Origin of the sequence: Tatumella citrea, assembly GCF_002163585.1 — a bacterium.
GTDB lineage: Bacteria > Pseudomonadota > Gammaproteobacteria > Enterobacterales > Enterobacteriaceae > Tatumella > Tatumella citrea.
On record NZ_CP015579.1, the window covers coordinates 3639446 to 3658101 of the forward strand.

Consider the following 18656-nt stretch of genomic DNA (forward strand, 5'->3'; position numbering starts at 1 on the left):
ACAGACATCTGTCGGGGGAGCGACAGATGTCCTTGGATAAAGGCTGTCAGTCAGCTTTTTTAGCCGCAGACTTTTCCTTTTTAGCTGCACGTTTCGCTTTAGTGGCTGCGGCGATTTTACGTGTTTTCTCCGAGACTTTTTTGACTTTCTTCACCGGAGTCTCAGCGCTACTGCTGTTTTGCGCGGCTTTCTTTTTCGAACTGCGCTTCTTCGCCGGTTTCTTGCTGTCAGTACGGAAAGCACTGTCTGGCTCGAAGTTAGCAGAGGAACTAACTTCTCGACGACGCTTTCCGGCAGCACTGGCCGTGCCCGTTTTCTTCGCTTTTTCACGGGCGGTTTTACCGGCTCCGCGCGGCTGGCGCTGGCTCGATATCAGAGCGAAGTCTATCTTACGTTCATCCATATGTACGGCTTCAACCCGAACTTCGACAATATCACCCAACCGGTAAGTATGGGCGCCGGATTCACCGATCAGCCGCTGTCCTATCGCATCAAAGCGATAGTAGTCGTTATCCAGAGTTGAGACATGCACCAGGCCATCGATAAACAGATCATTCAGCCGGACAAAGAAGCCAAATCCGGTGACGCTGGAGATAACGCCACTGAAAGTAGTACCGACCTGATCCTGCATGAAATCACACTTCAGCCAGTCAGCAACATCACGGGTCGCTTCATCAGCACGCCGTTCGGTCATAGAACAGTGCTGACCCAGTTGCAGCATCTGTTGCAGATCGTAGTGATAACCGCCGGTCGGGGTAGTATTCCCTTCCTGTTCACCGGCAATTTTTGCCAGCAGGTACTTAATTGCACGGTGCAGCAGTAGATCCGGATAACGACGAATAGGCGAGGTAAAGTGCGCGTAAGATGTCAGTGCCAGACCAAAGTGACCACGGTTTTCCGGGTCATAAACCGCCTGTTTCATTGAACGCAGCAGCATGGTCTGCAGCATTTCTGCATCCGGCCGGTCGGCAATTTTTTCCAACAACTCTGCGTAATCCAGAGGTGCGGGTTTAACGCCTCCTGACAGGCTAAGCCCCAGTTCACTCAACACAGTGCGGAAACTTTTAATACTGTCATCAGATGGCCGGTCATGATCGCGGAACAGCGCCGGTTCCTGATATTTTTCGACGAATTTCGCCGAGGCGATATTTGCCAGAATCATGCACTCTTCAATCAGCTTATGCGCATCATTACGGCTGGTACGTTCTACCCGTTCGATTCTGCGTTCGGCATTAAAGATAAATTTAGCTTCTTCGGTTTCAAACGAAATACCGCCACGTTCGGCCCGCGAAGTTTCCAGCACCTGATACATACGATGCAACTCTTCCAGGTCTCCGACCAGCGGTGCATATTGCTCCCGCAGTTCCGGATTGCCCTGCAGAATGCTCCACACCTTGTTATAAGTCAGACGGGCGTGAGAATTCATTACTGCTTCGTAGTGTTTATAGCCACTCAGTTTTCCTGAAGCAGAAATAGTCATTTCGCAGACCATACACAGACGGTCTACCTGCGGATTCAGTGAACACAGGCCGTTGGACAGAACTTCCGGCAGCATTGGAACCACCTGGGACGGGAAGTAAACTGACGTTCCGCGAAGCTGTGCTTCATTGTCCAGTTCGGTTCCGGGGCGTACATAATAGCTGACGTCAGCTATCGCAACCCATAAACGCCAACCTCCACCACGTTTTTTCTGGCAATAGACGGCATCATCAAAATCACGGGCATCTTCACCGTCGATAGTGACCAGAGGCAGTTTGCGCAGATCGACACGACCTGCTTTAGCTTTTTCCGGAACCTCTTCGCTCATGGCAGCCATTTGCTGCAGAACGGTTTCCGGCCAGCTATGTGGAATTTCATGGGTGCGCAGTGCCATATCTACAGCCAGGCTGGTTCCCATGGTGTCACCGAGAATTTCAATAACACGGCCAATAGCTTTGGTGCGACGGGTCGGACGCTTTTCCAGTTCCACTACCACCACAGCACCCATCCGGGCATTGAGGGTAAATTCCGGTTCAATCAGAATATCGAAACTCAGGCGGCTGTCATCCGGCACGACGAAACCAGCGCCGGCATCCACGAAATAACGTCCGACAATCTGGCTGTTACGTGGCTCTAACACCCGTACAACCCGCGCCTCACGACGACCTTTACGGTCAGCGCCACCCGGCTGTGCCAGGATAACATCACCGTGCATACAGAATTTCATCTGTTCGGCCGATAAGTACAGGTCATCTTTGGAATTTTCTATCCGCAGAAAACCGTAACCATCACGATGACCAATAACTTTGCCACGTAACAGGTCCAGGCGCTCAGGTAAGGCATAGCACTGACGGCGGGTAAAGACCAACTGTCCGTCACGTTCCATAGCTCTCAGGCGGCGACGCAGGGCTTCTGTCTGCTCTTCACCACTGATATTCAGTTCGCGGGCCAGTTCTTCACGGCTGGCAGGTTTTTCCCGTTTATCCAAATGGGCAAGAATAAATTCTCTGCTGGGGATCGGATTTTCATATTTTTCCGCTTCCCGTTGCTGAAAAGGATCTTTTGACATAGGTTCCTCCAATGTCATGAATGTGTATTTACCACAGCGGCATCCGTGATAAGAATTTTGTATAAATTGTCGTTATTTTGAACGATATCCGCCAGCGTATAGTTATCCAGTTCGCTCAGAAATTGTTCCATTGCACTATTTAACGCTGCTTTCAGGCGGCAAGCCGGGGTAATAGCACACTCCTCACAATTCACCAGTTGCAAAGGCTCCAGTTTCCGCACCACATCACCGAGATTAATTGACTCAGCAGGCATTCCCAGACGGATTCCACCATTTTTTCCCCTGCTGGCACGGACAAACCCTTCACGACTTAACTGATTAATAATTTTAACCATATGGTGCCGCGAAACACCATAGACATCCGTCACCTCAGTGATACTGGTCATCCGGTGCTCCGGTAACGTCGCCATAAAGATGAGTGCCCGCAGGCCATAATCTGTAAAGCTGGTTAGCTGCACTGTTTCCTCGTCGTGTTTGCCGGGCAAAAAACTGAATAGTGGTTAAACAAAAAAACCTCTGTGTACTGATAATAAACCAGAGAGCGGGGTTACGGAGAATTATTTAAAGAACCGGTAAACCAGGTCAGCAAGCGGGGAGAAAGGAAAATGCTGGCAGGAAAGACAAAGGCCGGAAATATTCCGGCCTGAGTATGATTATGCATCAAACGGGTCGCGCAGAATCATAGTTTCACTACGGTCAGGACCGGTAGAAATAATATCAATCGGAACGCCGGTCAGTTCTTCAATACGACGAATATAATCATGTGCTGCCTGTGGCAGACCTTCCGGTGTTTTCACACCAAAGGTGCTTTCACTCCAGCCAGGCATGGTTTCGTAAATTGGCTCAATGCCTTCCCAGAGTTCAGCAGCCAGTGGAGTGGTTGTCACTTCACGACCATCCGGCATCCGGTAACCGACGCAAATTTTAACGGTTTCCAGACCATCCAGCACATCCAGTTTGGTCAGACAGAAACCAGACAGGGAGTTGATTTGCACTGCGCGACGCACTGCAACTGCATCCAGCCAGCCGGTACGACGGCGACGGCCAGTGGTAGCACCGAACTCGTTGCCTTTTTTACCCAGGAACTCGCCGATGTCATCAAACAGTTCTGTCGGGAAAGGACCTGCACCCACACGGGTAGAGTACGCTTTCACAATACCCAGTACATAGTCAACATAGCGAGGACCCAGGCCTGAACCGGTCGCCACGCCACCTGCAGTGGTGTTTGAAGAGGTAACATACGGGTAAGTCCCGTGGTCGATATCCAGCAGTGTACCCTGAGCACCTTCGAACATCACCAGATCACCGCGCTTACGTGCGTTATCCAGCAGTTCAGAAACATCAACAACCATACCTGTCAGGATGTCAGCAATCGCCAGTACATCATTCAGGACAGTCTGGTAATCAACCGCTTCTGCTTTGTAATAATGCACCAGCTGAAAGTTGTAATACTCAACAATCTCTTTCAGTTTGGTGGCGAAAGTCTCTTTATCGAACAGATCACCAACACGCAGACCACGGCGGGCAACTTTATCTTCGTAAGCAGGACCAATGCCACGTCCGGTGGTACCAATGGCTTTATCCCCACGCGCTTTTTCGCGGGCCAGGTCCATCGCAACATGGTATTGCAGAATTAACGGGCAGGCTTCAGATAACAGCAGACGTTCGCGTACCGGTATCCCGCGATCTTCCAGGCCTTTCATCTCTTTCATCAGAGCTTCAGGTGACAACACTACGCCGTTACCAATAATGCTGGTCACGTTATCACGCAGAATACCTGATGGAATTAAGTGGAGGACGGTTTTTTCACCGTTGATGACAAGTGTGTGACCGGCATTGTGGCCACCCTGATAGCGAACAACATATTTCGCACGTTCAGTCAGAAGATCTACGATTTTACCTTTGCCTTCGTCACCCCATTGGGTGCCAAGTACGACAACGTTCTTACCCATTTTCCAAAACCACCGATTGCTTAAAAAAGGATTCTACCATCTGAAAACCGCTCTTTCAGCATTTTTAGCATACGATTGCGCACTTTTTTTGCTCTGTTTTTGCGCAGCCGCACAAAACCCGGTCAGCCCGGCCTGTTTCATGAAAAGTTCAGCGGCTCACCATGTAATAGATAACAATACCTGCAACCACCAGACCACCGCCAAACCGCCGCAACAGGCTATCGGGAAGCTGAGTCATCGCCGCAATAAATTTTCGCCATCCCCCGGGGTAGAGCATCGGTCCCAGGCCTTCCAGCACTAATACCAGAGCCAGCGCCATCCAGATTGTTGTATTCATTTCTGATATTCCATAAAAAAGGCCGGCTAACGCCGGCCTGTCATTATTAATTGCAGATTAATGCGCCGGAGTTGCCACCGCAGTCGGTGGTTTCATAAAGCGCAGGAAATCATTATCAGGGCTCATAACAATCACATCCTGATTATCTTTAAAACTGTTTTCATACGCAGTCAGGCTTCTGACGAAAGAATAGAAGTCAGGATCTTTGCCAAAGGCATCCGCAAACAGTTTCGCGGCCTGAGCATCTCCCTCACCGCGAATGATCAATGCCTGACGCTGTGCTTCTGCCAGAGTCGTGGTGACCTGGTAATCAGCCTGGGCACGCAGTTTTTCCGCTTCTTCCTGGCCTTGTGAACGCTGGCTACGGGCTACCGATTCACGCTCTGCGCGCATACGGTTGTAGATAGCATCCGACACTTCTGCCGGCAGATTGATCTGTTTGATACGAACATCGACCACGTCAATCCCCAGAGCTGCCATGCTGTTAGGATTTACCGCTGCAACTTTACCCTGAGTTTCCTGCTCTACCCGTGCCGCAGCACTGGCAATCGCATCATCAGCTGCAGGAGTCTGTACTTCATCATCCGTTCCCGCGCTGCCGGTATTCAGTGCATCACGGACATCCGTTGTCAGTCGGCCACGAGAATCAGTAACGATATCACGTACATCCAGACGACCAATTTCAGAACGCAGACGGTCACTAAACTTACGTTTCAGCAGCAACTCGGCCTGAGAGATATCACCGCCACCGGTAGCCAGATAATAGCGACTAAAATCGCTGATCCGCCACTTAATATAGGAATCAACAATCAGGTCTTTCTTCTCTTTGGTTACAAACCGGTCAGCCTGGTTATCCATGGTCTGAATACGGGCATCAAGCGTCTTAACCGTTTCAAAGAAAGGCATTTTAAAATGCAGTCCCGGAGTATAAACCAGCGGTTTATTTTCGCTGTCCCGCAGAACTTTACCAAAACGCACAACAATACCGCGCTGGCCTTCCGGCACAACAAACATAGAGGTGAATAACAACACCAGCACTACAACAATCGCTACAATTACAGAATTACGCATTATTCATCTCCTCCATCACGCTGGCCATCATTGCGTAGCGCATTGGCTCTGCGCTGATCCAGAACACTTTCCGGTGAATAACCAGAAGTGCTCTGGCGCATGCTGACATCAGAAGATGAATAAGATGAAGGCTTCAACGGGGTTACCGGCTTAGCCGTTTTACCTGACGTAGCTGCCGCTGCAGCGCCACCTTTCAGCAACTGATCGAGTGGCAATACCATCAGGTTATTACTTTTATCACTCACTATCACTTTACGGGTATGAGAGAGCACCCGCTCCATGGTATCCAGATACAGACGTTCTTTAGTAATCTGAGGTGCTGCTTTGTATTCCGGTAAAATTTCGGCAAAGCGCGCAACTTCACCCTGAGCTTCCAGCACAGTACGTTCTTTATATGCGCGAGCTTCTTCCAGAATACGCTGTGCCTGGCCGTTGGCCCTTGGCTGAACTTCATTGGCGTAAGCTTCGGCTTCACGGACATACTGTTCGCGGTTTTCACGGGCCGCAATGGCATCATCAAAAGCGGCTTTAACTTCTTCCGGTGGACGTGCCGCCTGGAAGTTAACATCCAGTACACTGATGCCCATATTGTAAGGACGAATAGTCTCTTCGATCTCACGCTGAGTTTCACTGCGCACTACAGTTCGCCCTTCGGTCAGAACTCTGTCCATTGTTGAACGACCAATGACACCGCGTAACGCACTGTCAGTCGCCTGGCGCAGGCTATCGTCTGCATCAGTGACAGAATAGAGATAACGTTCAGGATCCGTGACCCGGTACTGGACGTTCATTTCCACACGCACGACGTTTTCATCTGAAGTCAGCATCACACCGGAAGTTGCCAGTTCACGCACGGCTTCCACATTCACAGCGCGGACCTTATCAATAAAGGTCGGTTTCCAGTTAAGCCCCGGTTCCACCAGATGACTAAACTGACCAAAACGGGTAACCACCCCACGCTCTGCTTCACCGATAGTGTAAAAACCACTGGCGGCCCAGACCACCACCGCAACGGCCACCACCACCGCGGCAATTTTACCGCCGTGCTGACCCTGACCCTGGCCCTGACCGTCAGATTTTCCGCCACCGAATTTGCCCAGCTTGCTGCTAAGCTTGCGGAAAATATCATCCAAATCAGGAGGTCCCTGATCACGACCCCCACGATTCTCCCCGGAATTGCCGCCTTTTTTATTGCTGCTTCCCCAGGGGTCGCGGTCCTGTCCGTTATTACCGGGCTGATTCCACGCCATGCTTATACTCCATTTATAGTAGTGCGGTGATAATTTAACGTATGTGCGGTGGTATCCGATGCTGCGATACTATTTAAGGTATTAATAAAAAATCAGACAATATAATCAATTACTGAAGGTTCCTGTTTACACATTCTCCGCCAGTCAACAATTGGCATCCGGATTTGCATTCCGGTACTGCCATCTTCTTCATTCCACTCTTTTTCAATGGCCTGCAGCTGATAAAAGCGGCTGCGTAATTTTCCCGCACCTGGCGGAAGACGCAGCTCATAGCTGGCAATTTCGCCGGCCAGACGTTCTGATAACGCCTGCCACAGCAAGGGAATTCCGGCACCAGTCTGTGCAGATAACCAGACACGGACTGGCATATTTTCTTCATTACGATCAATACGCGGTTCAAAATCTTCCAGCATATCGATTTTATTCATAATTAATAATGTCGGAATTTCGTCGGCCTCAATTTCAGCCAGCACTTCATTTACCGCATCAATATTTTCATTCACCCGTAAATCTGCAGCATCAATCACATGCATCAGCAATGAAGCCTGCCGGGTTTCCTGCAATGTCGCTTTAAAAGCGGCGACTAAATCATGGGGCAAATGACGAATAAAACCGACCGTATCCGCCAGAACAACTTCTCCGACATCAGCTATCTGCAACCGACGCAGGGTCGGGTCCAGGGTGGCAAATAACTGATCTGCGGCGTAAACATTCGCGGAGGTCACGGTATTAAACAGTGTCGATTTTCCGGCGTTGGTATACCCCACCAGCGAAACCGTGGGAACATCGGCTTTCGCTCTGGCCTGACGTCCCTGTTCACGCTGTTTTTCAACCCTGGATAACCGCGACAATATCAGACTGATACGGTTACGCAGCAATCGACGGTCGGTTTCCAGCTGTGTTTCACCAGGCCCGCGCAAGCCTATTCCGCCTTTCTGGCGCTCAAGGTGGGTCCAGCCTCTGACCAGTCGGGTCGCCAGATGGCGCAACTGGGCTAACTCAACCTGTAGCTTACCTTCATGAGTACGGGCACGTTGTGCAAAAATATCCAGAATCAGCCCGGTGCGATCAACAACCCGGCATTGACATAAACTTTCAAGATTTCGTTCCTGGGCAGGCGATAAAGCATGGTCAAACAGTACCACTGAGGCACCCGTCGCCTTCACCGCATCAGCAATTTCTTCTGCTTTGCCTTCACCAACGAAATATTTGGGATGGGGGGCTTTACGGCTTCCGGTCACTACCTGGAGTGATTCAACACCCGCTGAAGAGACAAGTGTTTCGAATTCCTGTAAATCTTCAACATCCCGGTCCTGTGTAAACCAGATATGGACCAGTACGGCCTGCTCGCCGGCATCATAACGCTCAAACAAGCGACAACCTCTCTTAAAAAAAGACCAGGGCGGGGGACAACACGTTTGTCACCGACCCTGGCATTGCGGATTACTAATTACTCTGCGTTGTCACCGTCTTGTTGTGACTGAGCCGGTGCTGACCCGTTGTTATGATAGTTACTGCCACCTGCCGGTGCATTAGTATGATGAGAGACCGGGCGGGAAGGAACTACCGTCGAAATTGCGTGCTTGTAAACCATCTGACTCACGGTATTTTTTAACAGAATGACAAACTGATCAAATGACTCAATCTGACCTTGCAATTTAATGCCATTCACCAGATAAATCGAAACCGGTACACGTTCGCGACGCAAAGCGTTTAAAAACGGGTCTTGTAATGATTGCCCTTTAGCCATTCTATCTTTTCCTTATATGCTTGTTGTTTATTATTGCAGAACCAACAGTGTAAAAATTGCGAAAAATTTTGCGCACGGTAACCAATCAATTGTACACATTCACCCAATGTTAGCACTAACTACCTGCATAATCGCATCTTGTGCCAATAAGGGCTGATCACTGTCAAGCCAGTGAACATTTTGCCAGCCACGCAACCATGTTACCTGCCGTTTTGCCAGCTGGCGGGTAGCCACAATACCGCGAAAAACCATCTCATCGTAATCGGTTTCACCCAATAAATAAGACCACATCTGGCGATAACCTACGCAACGAATTGAAGTCATATCGGTATGCAGATCACCTCGCGCGAATAATTCCCGCACCTCAGTCTCAAAACCTGACGCCAGCATCTGTTCAAAACGTAACGCGATACGCTGATGCAACAATTCACGTGTGGCAGGTGCAATAGCAAATTGTAAGACATCGTATGGTAACGCTTCACCGGAAACTTTCGTCAGCTCTGTTAAAGTTTTACCTGAAATAAAAAAAACTTCCAGTGCCCGCGAGAGTCTCTGGGGATCATTCGGATGAATACGCATTCCGGATTGCGGATCAATCTGGCATAGATCACGATGTAATGACTCCCAGCCTTCCTTTTTTGCTCTGTCTTCAATCTGCTGGCGGATTTCAGGGTTTGCCGCTGGCAATGGTGATAATCCTTCAAGCAGCGCTTTGAAATACAGCATGGTACCGCCAACAAGCATCGGAATACGCCCCTGCTGTACGATATCGTCCATTTCCTTCAGAGCATCCCGACAAAAATCAGCTGCAGAATAAGCTTCTGCCGGGTCACGGATATCCAGTAAGCGGTGTGGTGCCTGCGCCAGTTCCTCTGCCGAAGGCTTGGCCGTACCAATATCCATTCCTTTATAGATCAACGCAGAGTCAACGCTGATAATCTCAACCGGCAGTTTCTGACGTAATGCAATTGCCTGTGCTGTCTTCCCTGAAGCTGTCGGCCCCATCAAAAATATCGCCTTCGGCCGGTCAGCCGGATTTATGTTACTCATGTTCCAACGCTTCAAAAACATTATCTAAATTCACTGCCTGTAATAATCCGGCAGGAGGTGCCGACACCAGGGCAGGTGTCAGACGTTCCAGCTCAGCCAACAGGGCAATCGCCTGTGTATGATTCCATTCTGAATGTGCAGTATGGCAACGTAATGCCAGCCATTGGGCAAGCTGCTCTGCACTACTCTCTGACTGAAGGGCAAGATAGCCTAACAGTTCCGGAATCAAGATTTGTAAATTTTGTGTGCGCAATGGTAAAGGCACCCCGCGCAGGGTCACATGCTGAGCATCCGTCGCAAAATCCAGCCCCAGAGCCTGCAAACAGTCAGCATGACGCGCCAGACTCTGGCGCTCCTGTTTTTCAGTTTTTAACCGTACCGGAATCAGCAAAGGTTGCGAACGTAACGCGCCATCGACAGGTTGCAACTGGGCCCGAATCAGCCAGCGAGCGGCAACACTCAGAGAAATGATACTCAGCCCCTGCGAACCTTCTGTCAACGCATATGACTGCCGCAGCACACTTAATACGCGGCCAAAACTCTGCTGGTGTGATGCCAGCGGCGCCTGAACCGGGACTGGCTCCCTGGCTTTAGGAAGTGACTGGCTGGCAGTGGACAGCATCTGCTGATACAGCGCTCCCTGCTTAGCCTGGTACTCCGGAGCACCAAACGCTGGCGTCGCAGAACGACCGGAAGAACTGCGGTTTCCCGCCGTTCCTGCAGCAGCTGGCGCGGGTGATGACAATTCTACTGGCTTTGTCACCTGAGGTTCGACCACCGGGGGCTGCGAAAAACGGTTACTTCCGGCAGCACTTCGGTTGACCGGTGCAAATCTCAGACCTTCATCAGGAAGTGATGGTTCGGCAGGTAAGATTTGCCCTGCACTTTGCAACGCACTCAATACTCCCTGATAGATAAAATCATGAACCAGCCGGGATTGGTGAAAACGGACCTCATGCTTGGCCGGATGCACATTGACATCCACCTGGTGCGGATCAATCTGCAAATAAAGAACATAAGCAGGTTGCTGATCTTCCCCGAGTTTATCCTGATAGGCCTGGCGGATGGCGTGATTAATGAGTTTATCCCGCATCATGCGGCCATTGACGTAACAATATTGCAGGTCGGTGATCTGCCGGGCCCCCTGAGGGTCTGCAACCCAACCGGTCAGATTCAGAGAATCGTGTTGCCACTCCAGATGCAAAGCATGTTCCAGGAAAGCTGAACCACAAATTGCCGCTAAACGACGTTCCCGCTGTCGTTGATCGGTAGCAATCCGGTAATGCCTGACCATTTTACCGTTATGAGTTAACAATAACTCCACATCAAAACGCACCAACGCAATCCGTCGGATAATTTCATCAATATGGGCAAATTCTGTTTTCTCGGTACGCAAAAATTTCCGGCGGGCCGGTGTGTTATAAAACAGGTCCAGCACTTCAAGCGTAGTTCCGCAAGGATGTGCTGCGGGTTTCAGCGTTACCGCCATATCCCGGCCTTCTGCATAGGCCTGCCAGGCCCCGCTCTGTTCGGCGGTACGGGAGGTGAGTGTCAGTCGCGACACCGAACTGATACTGGCCAGCGCTTCGCCACGAAATCCCAGGCTCATGATGGCTTCAAGGTCATCCAGACTGGTGATTTTACTGGTGGCATGGCGCGCCAGCGCCATTGTCAGCTCATCTTTAGCAATACCCGCACCATTATCCCGAATAGATATCCGCTTTGCGCCGCCTTTATCTATCTCAACTTCAATTTTTGTCGCGCCTGCATCCAGACTATTTTCCACCAGCTCTTTTACCACCGATGCCGGGCGTTCAACCACCTCTCCGGCAGCTATCTGGTTCGCCAGTTGCGGCGGTAATATCTGTATTGCCATCGCCGATCCTCACAAAAATTGCGTCCGGGCAGCCCGCCGTTGCCGGGTAATCTATGGCTGCGAAATAGTCAGGGTCTGACCCAGCATGACATTTTCAGAGCGCATATGGTTTTGCTGCATGATTGTTTTGCTGCTTACCCCGTAATGGGAAGCAATACTGCTTAAGCTATCGCCCCGCACGACTTTATGTCTTATCACGGCAGGTTTTCCTACTCCAGTCGCCGACACATTTTTGGCCACCGCATTAATCTTCAGGCGCTGCCCTACCCAGACACCAGGTTTCTTCAGTTTGTTCAGTTCTGTCAGTTCACGAGTGCTGACGCCGTATCGCTGTGCAATCCCCGATAAAGTTTCACCACGCTGAACGACATGAATCTGAAGTGTGCCACCGCTGACAGGTTTAACCGAATTCACCGGCAGTGCTTTGTTCTCTTTTCTTGGGATATTTTGTATCGGGTGGGCTTTAAAATAGTTATACAGCCCGTGATAAATCGCTTTGGCTATTTTATCCTGATAGGCATTGCTGCCCAGTAACCGCTCTTCATTACGATTACTGATAAATCCGGTTTCCACCAGCAATGACGGGATATCCGGCGAACGTAAAACTCCCAGACTGGCGTGCTCCGGCAGTCGTTTATGCATCGGCGTTACTGCCCGCAATTGCTGGATAACTTTCACCGCAACGTCATATCCAACCCGCTGAGAATGACCAAATTGCAGATCTAATACAGCCTGGCTGAAATATGGGTCGGCCTGACTATTGGCCAGAAGATCTCCGGCACCACCCAGTAATTCAGACTGCTTCTCGGTTTTCTCCAGCCAGCCGGCCATCTCAGAATTTGCCCGCCGGTTCGACAATACCCAAACTGATGCCCCGGTCGCGCTGTGGCTGGGTGCTGAATCGGCATGGATAGAGACCAGCAGATTAGCATTCTCTTTACGTGCTACTTCAGAACGTCCCATCACCGACACATAATAATCTCCGGTACGGGTCATCACAGCTTTAAACATCCGGTTAGCGTTGAGCAACTTCTGTAATTTACGGGCAATAGAAATAGTGACGTTCTTCTCTTTCAGGCCATGTTGCCCAATGGCGCCAGGGTCCTGGCCGCCATGCCCGGCATCAATCGCCACAATCACCCGTTCGTCAATCACAGCGTGGCTGACGGGTGTCGGCGAGGCGACCTGGGTGACCGTATTCACCGGCGGTGCAGCAGACGCTGATGAGCTGGAAGGGTTGGCTGCGCCCTTGCCTCGCAGCGAAAAGATAACCTGATAAAGATTGCCTTTTTGCGCCACCCGCACCACTGTGCTGGATGGCTGTGCCAGTTCAAACACCAGGCGGAAACTCTGATTATTCACCGGACGACTGGTACGAATACGTTTTACGAGGTTCTGACCACTAAAATTCAGTGGTAAACCTTTAATGGTTCCGGCCTGGCGAATATCCAGCACAATCCGTTCCGGGTTATGCAGAGGAAACCATGAATAGCCAGGTTTGCCGGTAAAATTGAGAGTCACGGTTGTCAGTGACTGGCCATTATCCACGCCAATGTCAGACAGGGAAGCCGCAGACGACAGCCCTGGCAACAGCAACAGCAGCAACAATGTGACCCCATACCGGCAGCGGCACTGCCAGGTCATGCGTGCTTCCCGTCGGTAGTGAGTGCATTCACCAGACTCTGACCATACGGGCTTCCCGCAGCAATCTCAGCCTGTCGGGCATCGCCATCGTAGCTCATCGTTACGACTAAATCCGGCTCAGGCAGAAAGCCCTGTCCCCGCTGTGGCCACTCCACCAGGCAAATAGCATCACCGCCAAAATAGTCGCGGATTCCCATAAACTCGAGTTCTTCCGGGTCCGCCAGACGATAAAGATCAAAATGATAGATTGACCGTTCAGCAATCACATAGGGTTCTACCAGAGTATAAGTCGGGCTTTTCACATTTCCCTGATGACCAAGTGCCTGAATAAAACCGCGACTGAACGTGGTTTTGCCGGCTCCGAGATCGCCGTGCAAATAAATAATGGTTGCCTGACGGCAGAGCTGAGCCAAAGCCGCACCTAAGGCAAGCGTTGCTGATTCTTCGGGTAAAGAGATGACAATGGTATTCATTATTTGTTTTAGATTCATTCCGGATTAACTAATCGCCTGAGCGGTTCAAACAGATCGCTGGCTAACATACCTCGCATTCCATGCTCGCGGGCCACCCAATCGGCAGCGCCACCGTGGGCGACTACCCCTGCACAGGCTGCATCATAGAGAGAGAGCTTCTGACCGGCAAGTGCAGTAATAACCCCGCTCAGAACATCCCCCATCCCACCCGTCGCCATCCCCGGATTGCCTACATCGGCAATGACTGTTTCCCCGGTCGATGAGCTGATAACAGTACCTGCACCTTTCAGCACCACGACTCCGCCATAGCGTTGGACTAACTGCCGCGCCGCCAGCAAACGATCGTTTTCCACCTTCTGCACCGATGTGCCTAATAATCTTGCAGCTTCTCCCGGATGAGGAGTAAGAATGCGATTCTGACGTGTATCGGGACTGATTGCCAGAAGGTTAAGGGCATCTGCGTCCCAAAGTGTCTGTTTTTTACTTTTTTTTACCTGGTTAAAGACCCATTTTCCCCATGCCTGCTGGCCAAGCCCCGGACCGATCATCACGGTATCGGCCCATTCCAGACTTTCCTCCAGCCATTGTTCAGACATTGCAGCAGCCATAAGTTCCGGGCGTGCCGTCACTAACGCGTTAACGTTATCTGGATGCGTCAGAACCCGCACCAGCCCGGCACCGCTACGCAGAGCCGCCTCCCCCGCCAGACGAATTGCGCCACCGGTACCATCATCACCGCCTATCAGTACTAGTTTGCCATGATCACCTTTATGCGCAGTCGCTTTACGGGCAGGTAACCAGCCAGCCAGATGGCTAACGTCCTTGCGCCATACCGGAGGATCAGCATAGTTCCCTGCCAGCTCAGGGCCTAAAGGATCTAACAGGATCGTTCCACAATAATCGCGGGCTTTACCGGTAAGTAATCCGGCTTTCAGAGCAATAAATGTCAGTGTGACATCAGCTTTGATTGCCACACCAGGTACCGTGCCACTGTCGGCCATGACTCCGGACGGAATATCCAAAGCAATTATCGGGACGGATCGCTCCTCCGCTTTTTCGATCAACTGACGGTAAGGATCTTCCGGTGCACGATTCAGGCCGATCCCCAGCAAAGCATCAACGATCAGATGTTCTTCACCGATCCAGTCGCTGTCAGCTGGCAAACATTCGCCACCACAGGCCAGCCATTGCTCTCTTGCCTGCAATGCTTCCGCCGGTAACCGGGCGGCATCGCAGGCAATCACTGTCACCCGGAAACCTGCCTCTTTAGCCAGCCGGGCCACCACATAACCATCACCGCCGTTATTTCCGCTACCACAAAGAATCCGCCAGTGTTCAGCCTGCGGCCATAGACGGCAAATATGCTGAAAAGCCGCGTGCCCCGCCCTCTCCATCAACGTTCTGGTGGATATCCCGCAAATACTACAGAGTTGTTGTTCAAGTGACGGAAACTGACTGGCTGGCCAGACGGCCCCGGAAAGTGACGACAGACTGAAGTTATTTGCAGACATGGACCACCTCTTACCAGCAAAAGGAAAGCAGTCACAATAACATACCAAAGGTCAAAAGGGGGTTGAGCAGAAATTGTCCTGACATCAGTTGAATACACTATTTTGGTCTGAGACAGAAAATAATTCCGGAGGGCTGGCTGGTAGTTTTTTTCTTCTGTGGATAAAAATAAAAAACCTCAGACATTCAAAGGCTACAGACGAAATATGACCGGGGTCACATCTGTGAGGAAGGAAAAATATAAATAATTAAATCAATAGATTATATCATCCTGGTCATACCAGGACAGTAGCGCGTTCAGAGAAAACAAATCATCTGTGACTGTGGATAACTCTGTTTACAGACTACAGAATAAAACCATGGTTTTTGACCGATTTCAGACGATTTTCCCGAAGAAAAAACTACTTTAAGTCTGCATTGCGCAGAGTGACATCAGCCGATGCCTTTCGGGGAGGCGCATTATGCAGGTATCCCCCCGTGATAGCAATCACCAAATCCTCTGCTGCAGACTGTTCGCTTAGTATCTGTACAATAGCTGGCGAATATTCTGTAGTAAAACCTGCATGGGCAGAGGGAGAAAAAATAACCTGATCAGCAGGATAGGAATAAGATCTTTCGATCCTTCAGTCACAGACAAGGATCGACTCCGGGATCGTTTGTCAGCAGGATAATAGATCGCGATAAAATCATCCCGCAGGAAACTATTCAGCCCGCTGTATTTCTTGGTATGCTGCATTTAGCTGTTGTTCTAACTGGTAATTACTTTCCATACGAAACAGTTTCGATAGAAAATTAAATAAGCAACCTGGAAAATAACAATGAATAGTCGCGAAATCATTTGGTTTGATGGAGAGTGGAGTACAACGGACAAGCCGGTTATTGGATTAACCGATCATGCACTATGGATGGCTTCAGGGGTATTTGATGGCGCGCGCTCTGTCAAAGGCCACCTGCCGGATCTCGAACCGCACTGCCAGCGGGCGATCCGTTCCGCGATCACTATGGGTATGGCTCCTAAAATCTCTGCAGAAGAGATTGCGAATCTGGTTCGTGAAGGTCTGAAACAACTGCCTCATGATACTGATTACTATATTAAGGTCCTGTTCTTCTCTCCGGGCGGATTCCTGTTACCTGATCCGGATACCACCACTTTCGCATTGCATATTTTTGAAACTGCTCTGCCGGAAGATAACGGATTTAGCGCTACCTTCAGCCCGTTCCGTCGTCCGGATGCGACTATGGCTCCGACCGAAGCAAAAGCGTCCTGCCTGTACCCGAATACACAGCGTATTATCCGCGAAGCTAACCAGCGTGACTTTAACACCGCTGCAGTGCTGGATGCAGAAGGCAACATTGCTGAGTTTGCCGCTGCTAACCTGTGGATCGTGAAAAATGGTATCGCCTATACACCGGTGCCAAACGGTACTTTCCTGAACGGGATTACCCGCCAGCGAGTGATTAAGCTGCTGAGTGGTGACGGAATTAAGGTAGAGGAAGTGACCCTGACTCCGGAAGATGTACTGAATGCCGATGAAATTTTCAGTACCGGTAACCACGGAAAAGTCCTGCACTGCAACCGCATTGAAGACAAAGCCCTCACCCGTGGTCCTGTCAGTGCCCGCGCCCGTGAGCTGTATCAGGAATTTACTCTGCAATCAGAGAAAGTTGCCGGATAACACGCAGGTTTTATCAGTTAAGGCCGGCGTTGATACGCTGGCTTTTTTATGTGCTGAATAGTTACAGGCGTAAGAAATCACGCTTTATCAGCTGAAAGACTGAAAGACTGAAAGACTGAAAGACTGAAAGACTGAAAGACTGAAAGACTGAAAGACTGAAAGACTGAAAGACTGAAAGAAGTAAAAAGAGAAGATACAAAAAAACTGGAGCGGGAAACGAGACTCGAACTCGCGACCCCGACCTTGGCAAGGTCGTGCTCTACCAACTGAGCTATTCCCGCATTGGAAGGTGTTACTGCTGCATCTCTGTTACTGTGCTTTCGCTGGTGAACCTGAACTAACCCTTTGATTGAAAGGTGTTTTTTGTTCCCCTTAACAGGATGGACAGTATTATGGACTAACTTTTCAGTGACAGCAAGCCTCATGCCATCTTTTTTTTTCGGGTGATATTCATTGCCACATCCGCCAGTTTCAAAGCCTGCGGCGATGCGCTCTCCCCCGTCGACGGGTTATCTTTCTTATGGCTGGTATTTCCAGTATGCAGGACTGCCAAATTTATCGGCGAAGAAGTCGATAACCGTACGTACGTTCAGCGGCATAAAACGTGCATGCGGATAAAGCATAGCAATGGCCAGTTCCTGCTGGCTGATGGCAACCTGGTAATCAGGTAGCAAACGCACCAGCTGGCGTTGTTTCAGTAATTCACCAATCAGCCAGTCCGGCATGGCAATAATACCGCCGCCCTGTAATGCAGCATTCAGCAAAGTTTCTGCATTGTTAGATAACAGCACCCCTTGTGGAGCCTGAATCTCAGTCGTCTGGCCTGGTTTTGTCAAAAACAACCGCTGTGCCCCCATCACCCCTTTGTAGACCAGGCAACGATGATCATCCAGCTCACCCGGCAGTTGCGGCGTACCGTGGCGGGCAAGATATTCAGGACTGGCTGCCAGATGATAAACAGAAGTATCGACGACTCTGACGTGCAGACCAGAATCCTGTAAAGGTGCAATACGAAACAATAGATCAGCAGTATCGCTTAGCGGATCGATAAAATCGTCAGTCTGAGTCAGTTCAATGCGCAACCCGGGATACTGTTCAGTCAGCTCTGCCAGCCAGGGTGCAATATGCCGGTAACCAAAAACCACCGGTGCATTGATTCGTACCAACCCTGCCGGCTGGCTCTCACGGTCCAGTAACAGTTGAGTCGTACTACTCAGCTCATCCAGTACCCGCCGAAAAGTATTGCCATACAGCCGCCCTGCCTCTGTCGGAACAATAGTTCGCGTATTGCGAAACAACAGCTGTAATCCCAGTTCATCTTCCAGCTGGCTGATAATCCTTGATACCGATGACGGTGACATAGATTCCCGGCGCGCTACGCCGGAAAAATTGCCGGTATCAAGAACCGCAACATACAACTGCATCGCCCTGGTGCTAATACTCATCATGATTTATCTGTGCATCTTTTGCATAAGTGTTATGCAATCTTCCCTCTTTTTAGAAAACTGCTCAAATCTTAT

15 protein-coding genes and 1 tRNA gene are annotated in these 18656 nt (G+C 50.3%); 1 reads left to right on the forward strand and 15 read right to left on the reverse strand.

The window, feature by feature from the left end; translation table 11 throughout:
- Positions 1-46: 46 nt before the first annotated feature.
- The 13 genes from rnr to nnr form a co-directional block, all read right to left on the reverse strand.
- Complete coding sequence (gene rnr / locus A7K98_RS17270) at positions 47-2548, reverse strand: ribonuclease R (protein ID WP_087489665.1); 2502 nt, start codon at positions 2546-2548, stop codon at positions 47-49.
- Positions 2549-2562: 14 nt separating this feature from the next.
- Entirely contained in the window at positions 2563-3006 is a 444-nt protein-coding gene (nsrR, locus tag A7K98_RS17275; RefSeq protein WP_087489666.1) for a nitric oxide-sensing transcriptional repressor NsrR, read from the reverse strand.
- 195 nt (positions 3007-3201) lie between these two features.
- Positions 3202-4500 carry an adenylosuccinate synthase gene (locus tag A7K98_RS17280; RefSeq protein ID WP_087489667.1) on the reverse strand — a complete coding sequence of 433 codons (1299 nt, stop codon included), beginning with the start codon at positions 4498-4500 and terminating at the stop codon, positions 3202-3204.
- 148 nt (positions 4501-4648) lie between these two features.
- On the reverse strand, positions 4649-4837 hold the full coding sequence (locus A7K98_RS17285; protein ID WP_087489668.1) for a DUF2065 domain-containing protein: 189 nt from the start codon (positions 4835-4837) through the stop codon (positions 4649-4651).
- A 57-nt stretch (positions 4838-4894) separates the two neighbouring features.
- Positions 4895-5908, reverse strand: coding sequence for a protease modulator HflC (gene hflC / locus A7K98_RS17290; RefSeq protein WP_087489669.1), 1014 nt, complete (start codon positions 5906-5908; stop codon positions 4895-4897).
- Entirely contained in the window at positions 5908-7158 is a 1251-nt protein-coding gene (hflK, locus tag A7K98_RS17295; RefSeq protein WP_087489670.1) for an FtsH protease activity modulator HflK, read from the reverse strand. Before hflK ends, hflC begins: the two co-directional genes overlap by 1 nt.
- A 92-nt stretch (positions 7159-7250) precedes the next feature.
- Positions 7251-8531 (reverse strand): ribosome rescue GTPase HflX, encoded by a 1281-nt coding sequence (gene hflX, locus A7K98_RS17300; RefSeq protein WP_087489671.1) that lies wholly within the window; start codon positions 8529-8531, stop codon positions 7251-7253.
- Positions 8532-8608: 77 nt separating this feature from the next.
- Entirely contained in the window at positions 8609-8908 is a 300-nt protein-coding gene (gene hfq / locus A7K98_RS17305; RefSeq protein ID WP_087489672.1) for an RNA chaperone Hfq, read from the reverse strand.
- Positions 8909-9007: 99 nt separating this feature from the next.
- Positions 9008-9958, reverse strand: a complete 951-nt coding sequence (gene miaA, locus A7K98_RS17310; RefSeq protein WP_087489673.1) for a tRNA (adenosine(37)-N6)-dimethylallyltransferase MiaA — start codon at positions 9956-9958, stop codon at positions 9008-9010.
- Positions 9951-11834: a DNA mismatch repair endonuclease MutL gene (gene mutL, locus A7K98_RS17315; RefSeq protein ID WP_087489674.1), complete on the reverse strand. Its 1884-nt coding sequence runs from the start codon at positions 11832-11834 to the stop codon at positions 9951-9953. The genes miaA and mutL overlap by 8 nt, the downstream gene beginning before the upstream one ends.
- 51 nt (positions 11835-11885) lie before the next feature.
- On the reverse strand, positions 11886-13478 hold the full coding sequence (locus A7K98_RS17320) for an N-acetylmuramoyl-L-alanine amidase (protein ID WP_087489675.1): 1593 nt from the start codon (positions 13476-13478) through the stop codon (positions 11886-11888).
- Complete coding sequence (gene tsaE, locus A7K98_RS17325; protein WP_087489676.1) at positions 13475-13951, reverse strand: tRNA (adenosine(37)-N6)-threonylcarbamoyltransferase complex ATPase subunit type 1 TsaE; 477 nt, start codon at positions 13949-13951, stop codon at positions 13475-13477. Before tsaE ends, A7K98_RS17320 begins: the two co-directional genes overlap by 4 nt.
- 14 nt (positions 13952-13965) lie before the next feature.
- Positions 13966-15462, reverse strand: coding sequence for a bifunctional ADP-dependent NAD(P)H-hydrate dehydratase/NAD(P)H-hydrate epimerase (gene nnr, locus A7K98_RS17330; RefSeq protein ID WP_087489677.1), 1497 nt, complete (start codon positions 15460-15462; stop codon positions 13966-13968).
- Between the two features lie 816 nt (positions 15463-16278).
- Here nnr and A7K98_RS17335 point away from each other — a divergent pair.
- Positions 16279-17136: a branched-chain amino acid aminotransferase gene (locus tag A7K98_RS17335; RefSeq protein ID WP_087489678.1), complete on the forward strand. Its 858-nt coding sequence runs from the start codon at positions 16279-16281 to the stop codon at positions 17134-17136.
- A 205-nt stretch (positions 17137-17341) separates the two neighbouring features.
- Here the strand turns inward: A7K98_RS17335 and A7K98_RS17340 are convergent.
- Both A7K98_RS17340 and A7K98_RS17345 read right to left on the reverse strand, forming a co-directional pair.
- Positions 17342-17417, reverse strand: a tRNA-Gly gene (locus A7K98_RS17340).
- A gap of 237 nt (positions 17418-17654) precedes the next feature.
- On the reverse strand, positions 17655-18584 hold the full coding sequence (locus A7K98_RS17345) for a LysR family transcriptional regulator (RefSeq protein WP_087489679.1): 930 nt from the start codon (positions 18582-18584) through the stop codon (positions 17655-17657).
- Positions 18585-18656 lie beyond the last annotated feature (72 nt).

Excerpts from the sequence above, each read along its gene's own strand:
- rnr (WP_087489665.1), bottom strand. The coding sequence starts at position 2,548 with ATGTCAAAAGATCCTTTTCAGCAACGGGAAGCGGAAAAATATGAAAAT.
- A7K98_RS17280 (WP_087489667.1), bottom strand. The coding sequence starts at position 4,500 with ATGGGTAAGAACGTTGTCGTACTTGGCACCCAATGGGGTGACGAAGGC.
- A7K98_RS17285 (WP_087489668.1), bottom strand. The coding sequence starts at position 4,837 with ATGAATACAACAATCTGGATGGCGCTGGCTCTGGTATTAGTGCTGGAA.
- hflC (WP_087489669.1), bottom strand. The coding sequence starts at position 5,908 with ATGCGTAATTCTGTAATTGTAGCGATTGTTGTAGTGCTGGTGTTGTTA.
- hflK (WP_087489670.1), bottom strand. The coding sequence starts at position 7,158 with ATGGCGTGGAATCAGCCCGGTAATAACGGACAGGACCGCGACCCCTGG.
- hfq (WP_087489672.1), bottom strand. The coding sequence starts at position 8,908 with ATGGCTAAAGGGCAATCATTACAAGACCCGTTTTTAAACGCTTTGCGT.
- miaA (WP_087489673.1), bottom strand. The coding sequence starts at position 9,958 with ATGAGTAACATAAATCCGGCTGACCGGCCGAAGGCGATATTTTTGATG.
- mutL (WP_087489674.1), bottom strand. The coding sequence starts at position 11,834 with ATGGCAATACAGATATTACCGCCGCAACTGGCGAACCAGATAGCTGCC.
- A7K98_RS17320 (WP_087489675.1), bottom strand. The coding sequence starts at position 13,478 with ATGACCTGGCAGTGCCGCTGCCGGTATGGGGTCACATTGTTGCTGCTG.
- tsaE (WP_087489676.1), bottom strand. The coding sequence starts at position 13,951 with ATGAATACCATTGTCATCTCTTTACCCGAAGAATCAGCAACGCTTGCC.
- nnr (WP_087489677.1), bottom strand. The coding sequence starts at position 15,462 with ATGTCTGCAAATAACTTCAGTCTGTCGTCACTTTCCGGGGCCGTCTGG.
- A7K98_RS17335 (WP_087489678.1), top strand. The coding sequence starts at position 16,279 with ATGAATAGTCGCGAAATCATTTGGTTTGATGGAGAGTGGAGTACAACG.
- A7K98_RS17345 (WP_087489679.1), bottom strand. The coding sequence starts at position 18,584 with ATGATGAGTATTAGCACCAGGGCGATGCAGTTGTATGTTGCGGTTCTT.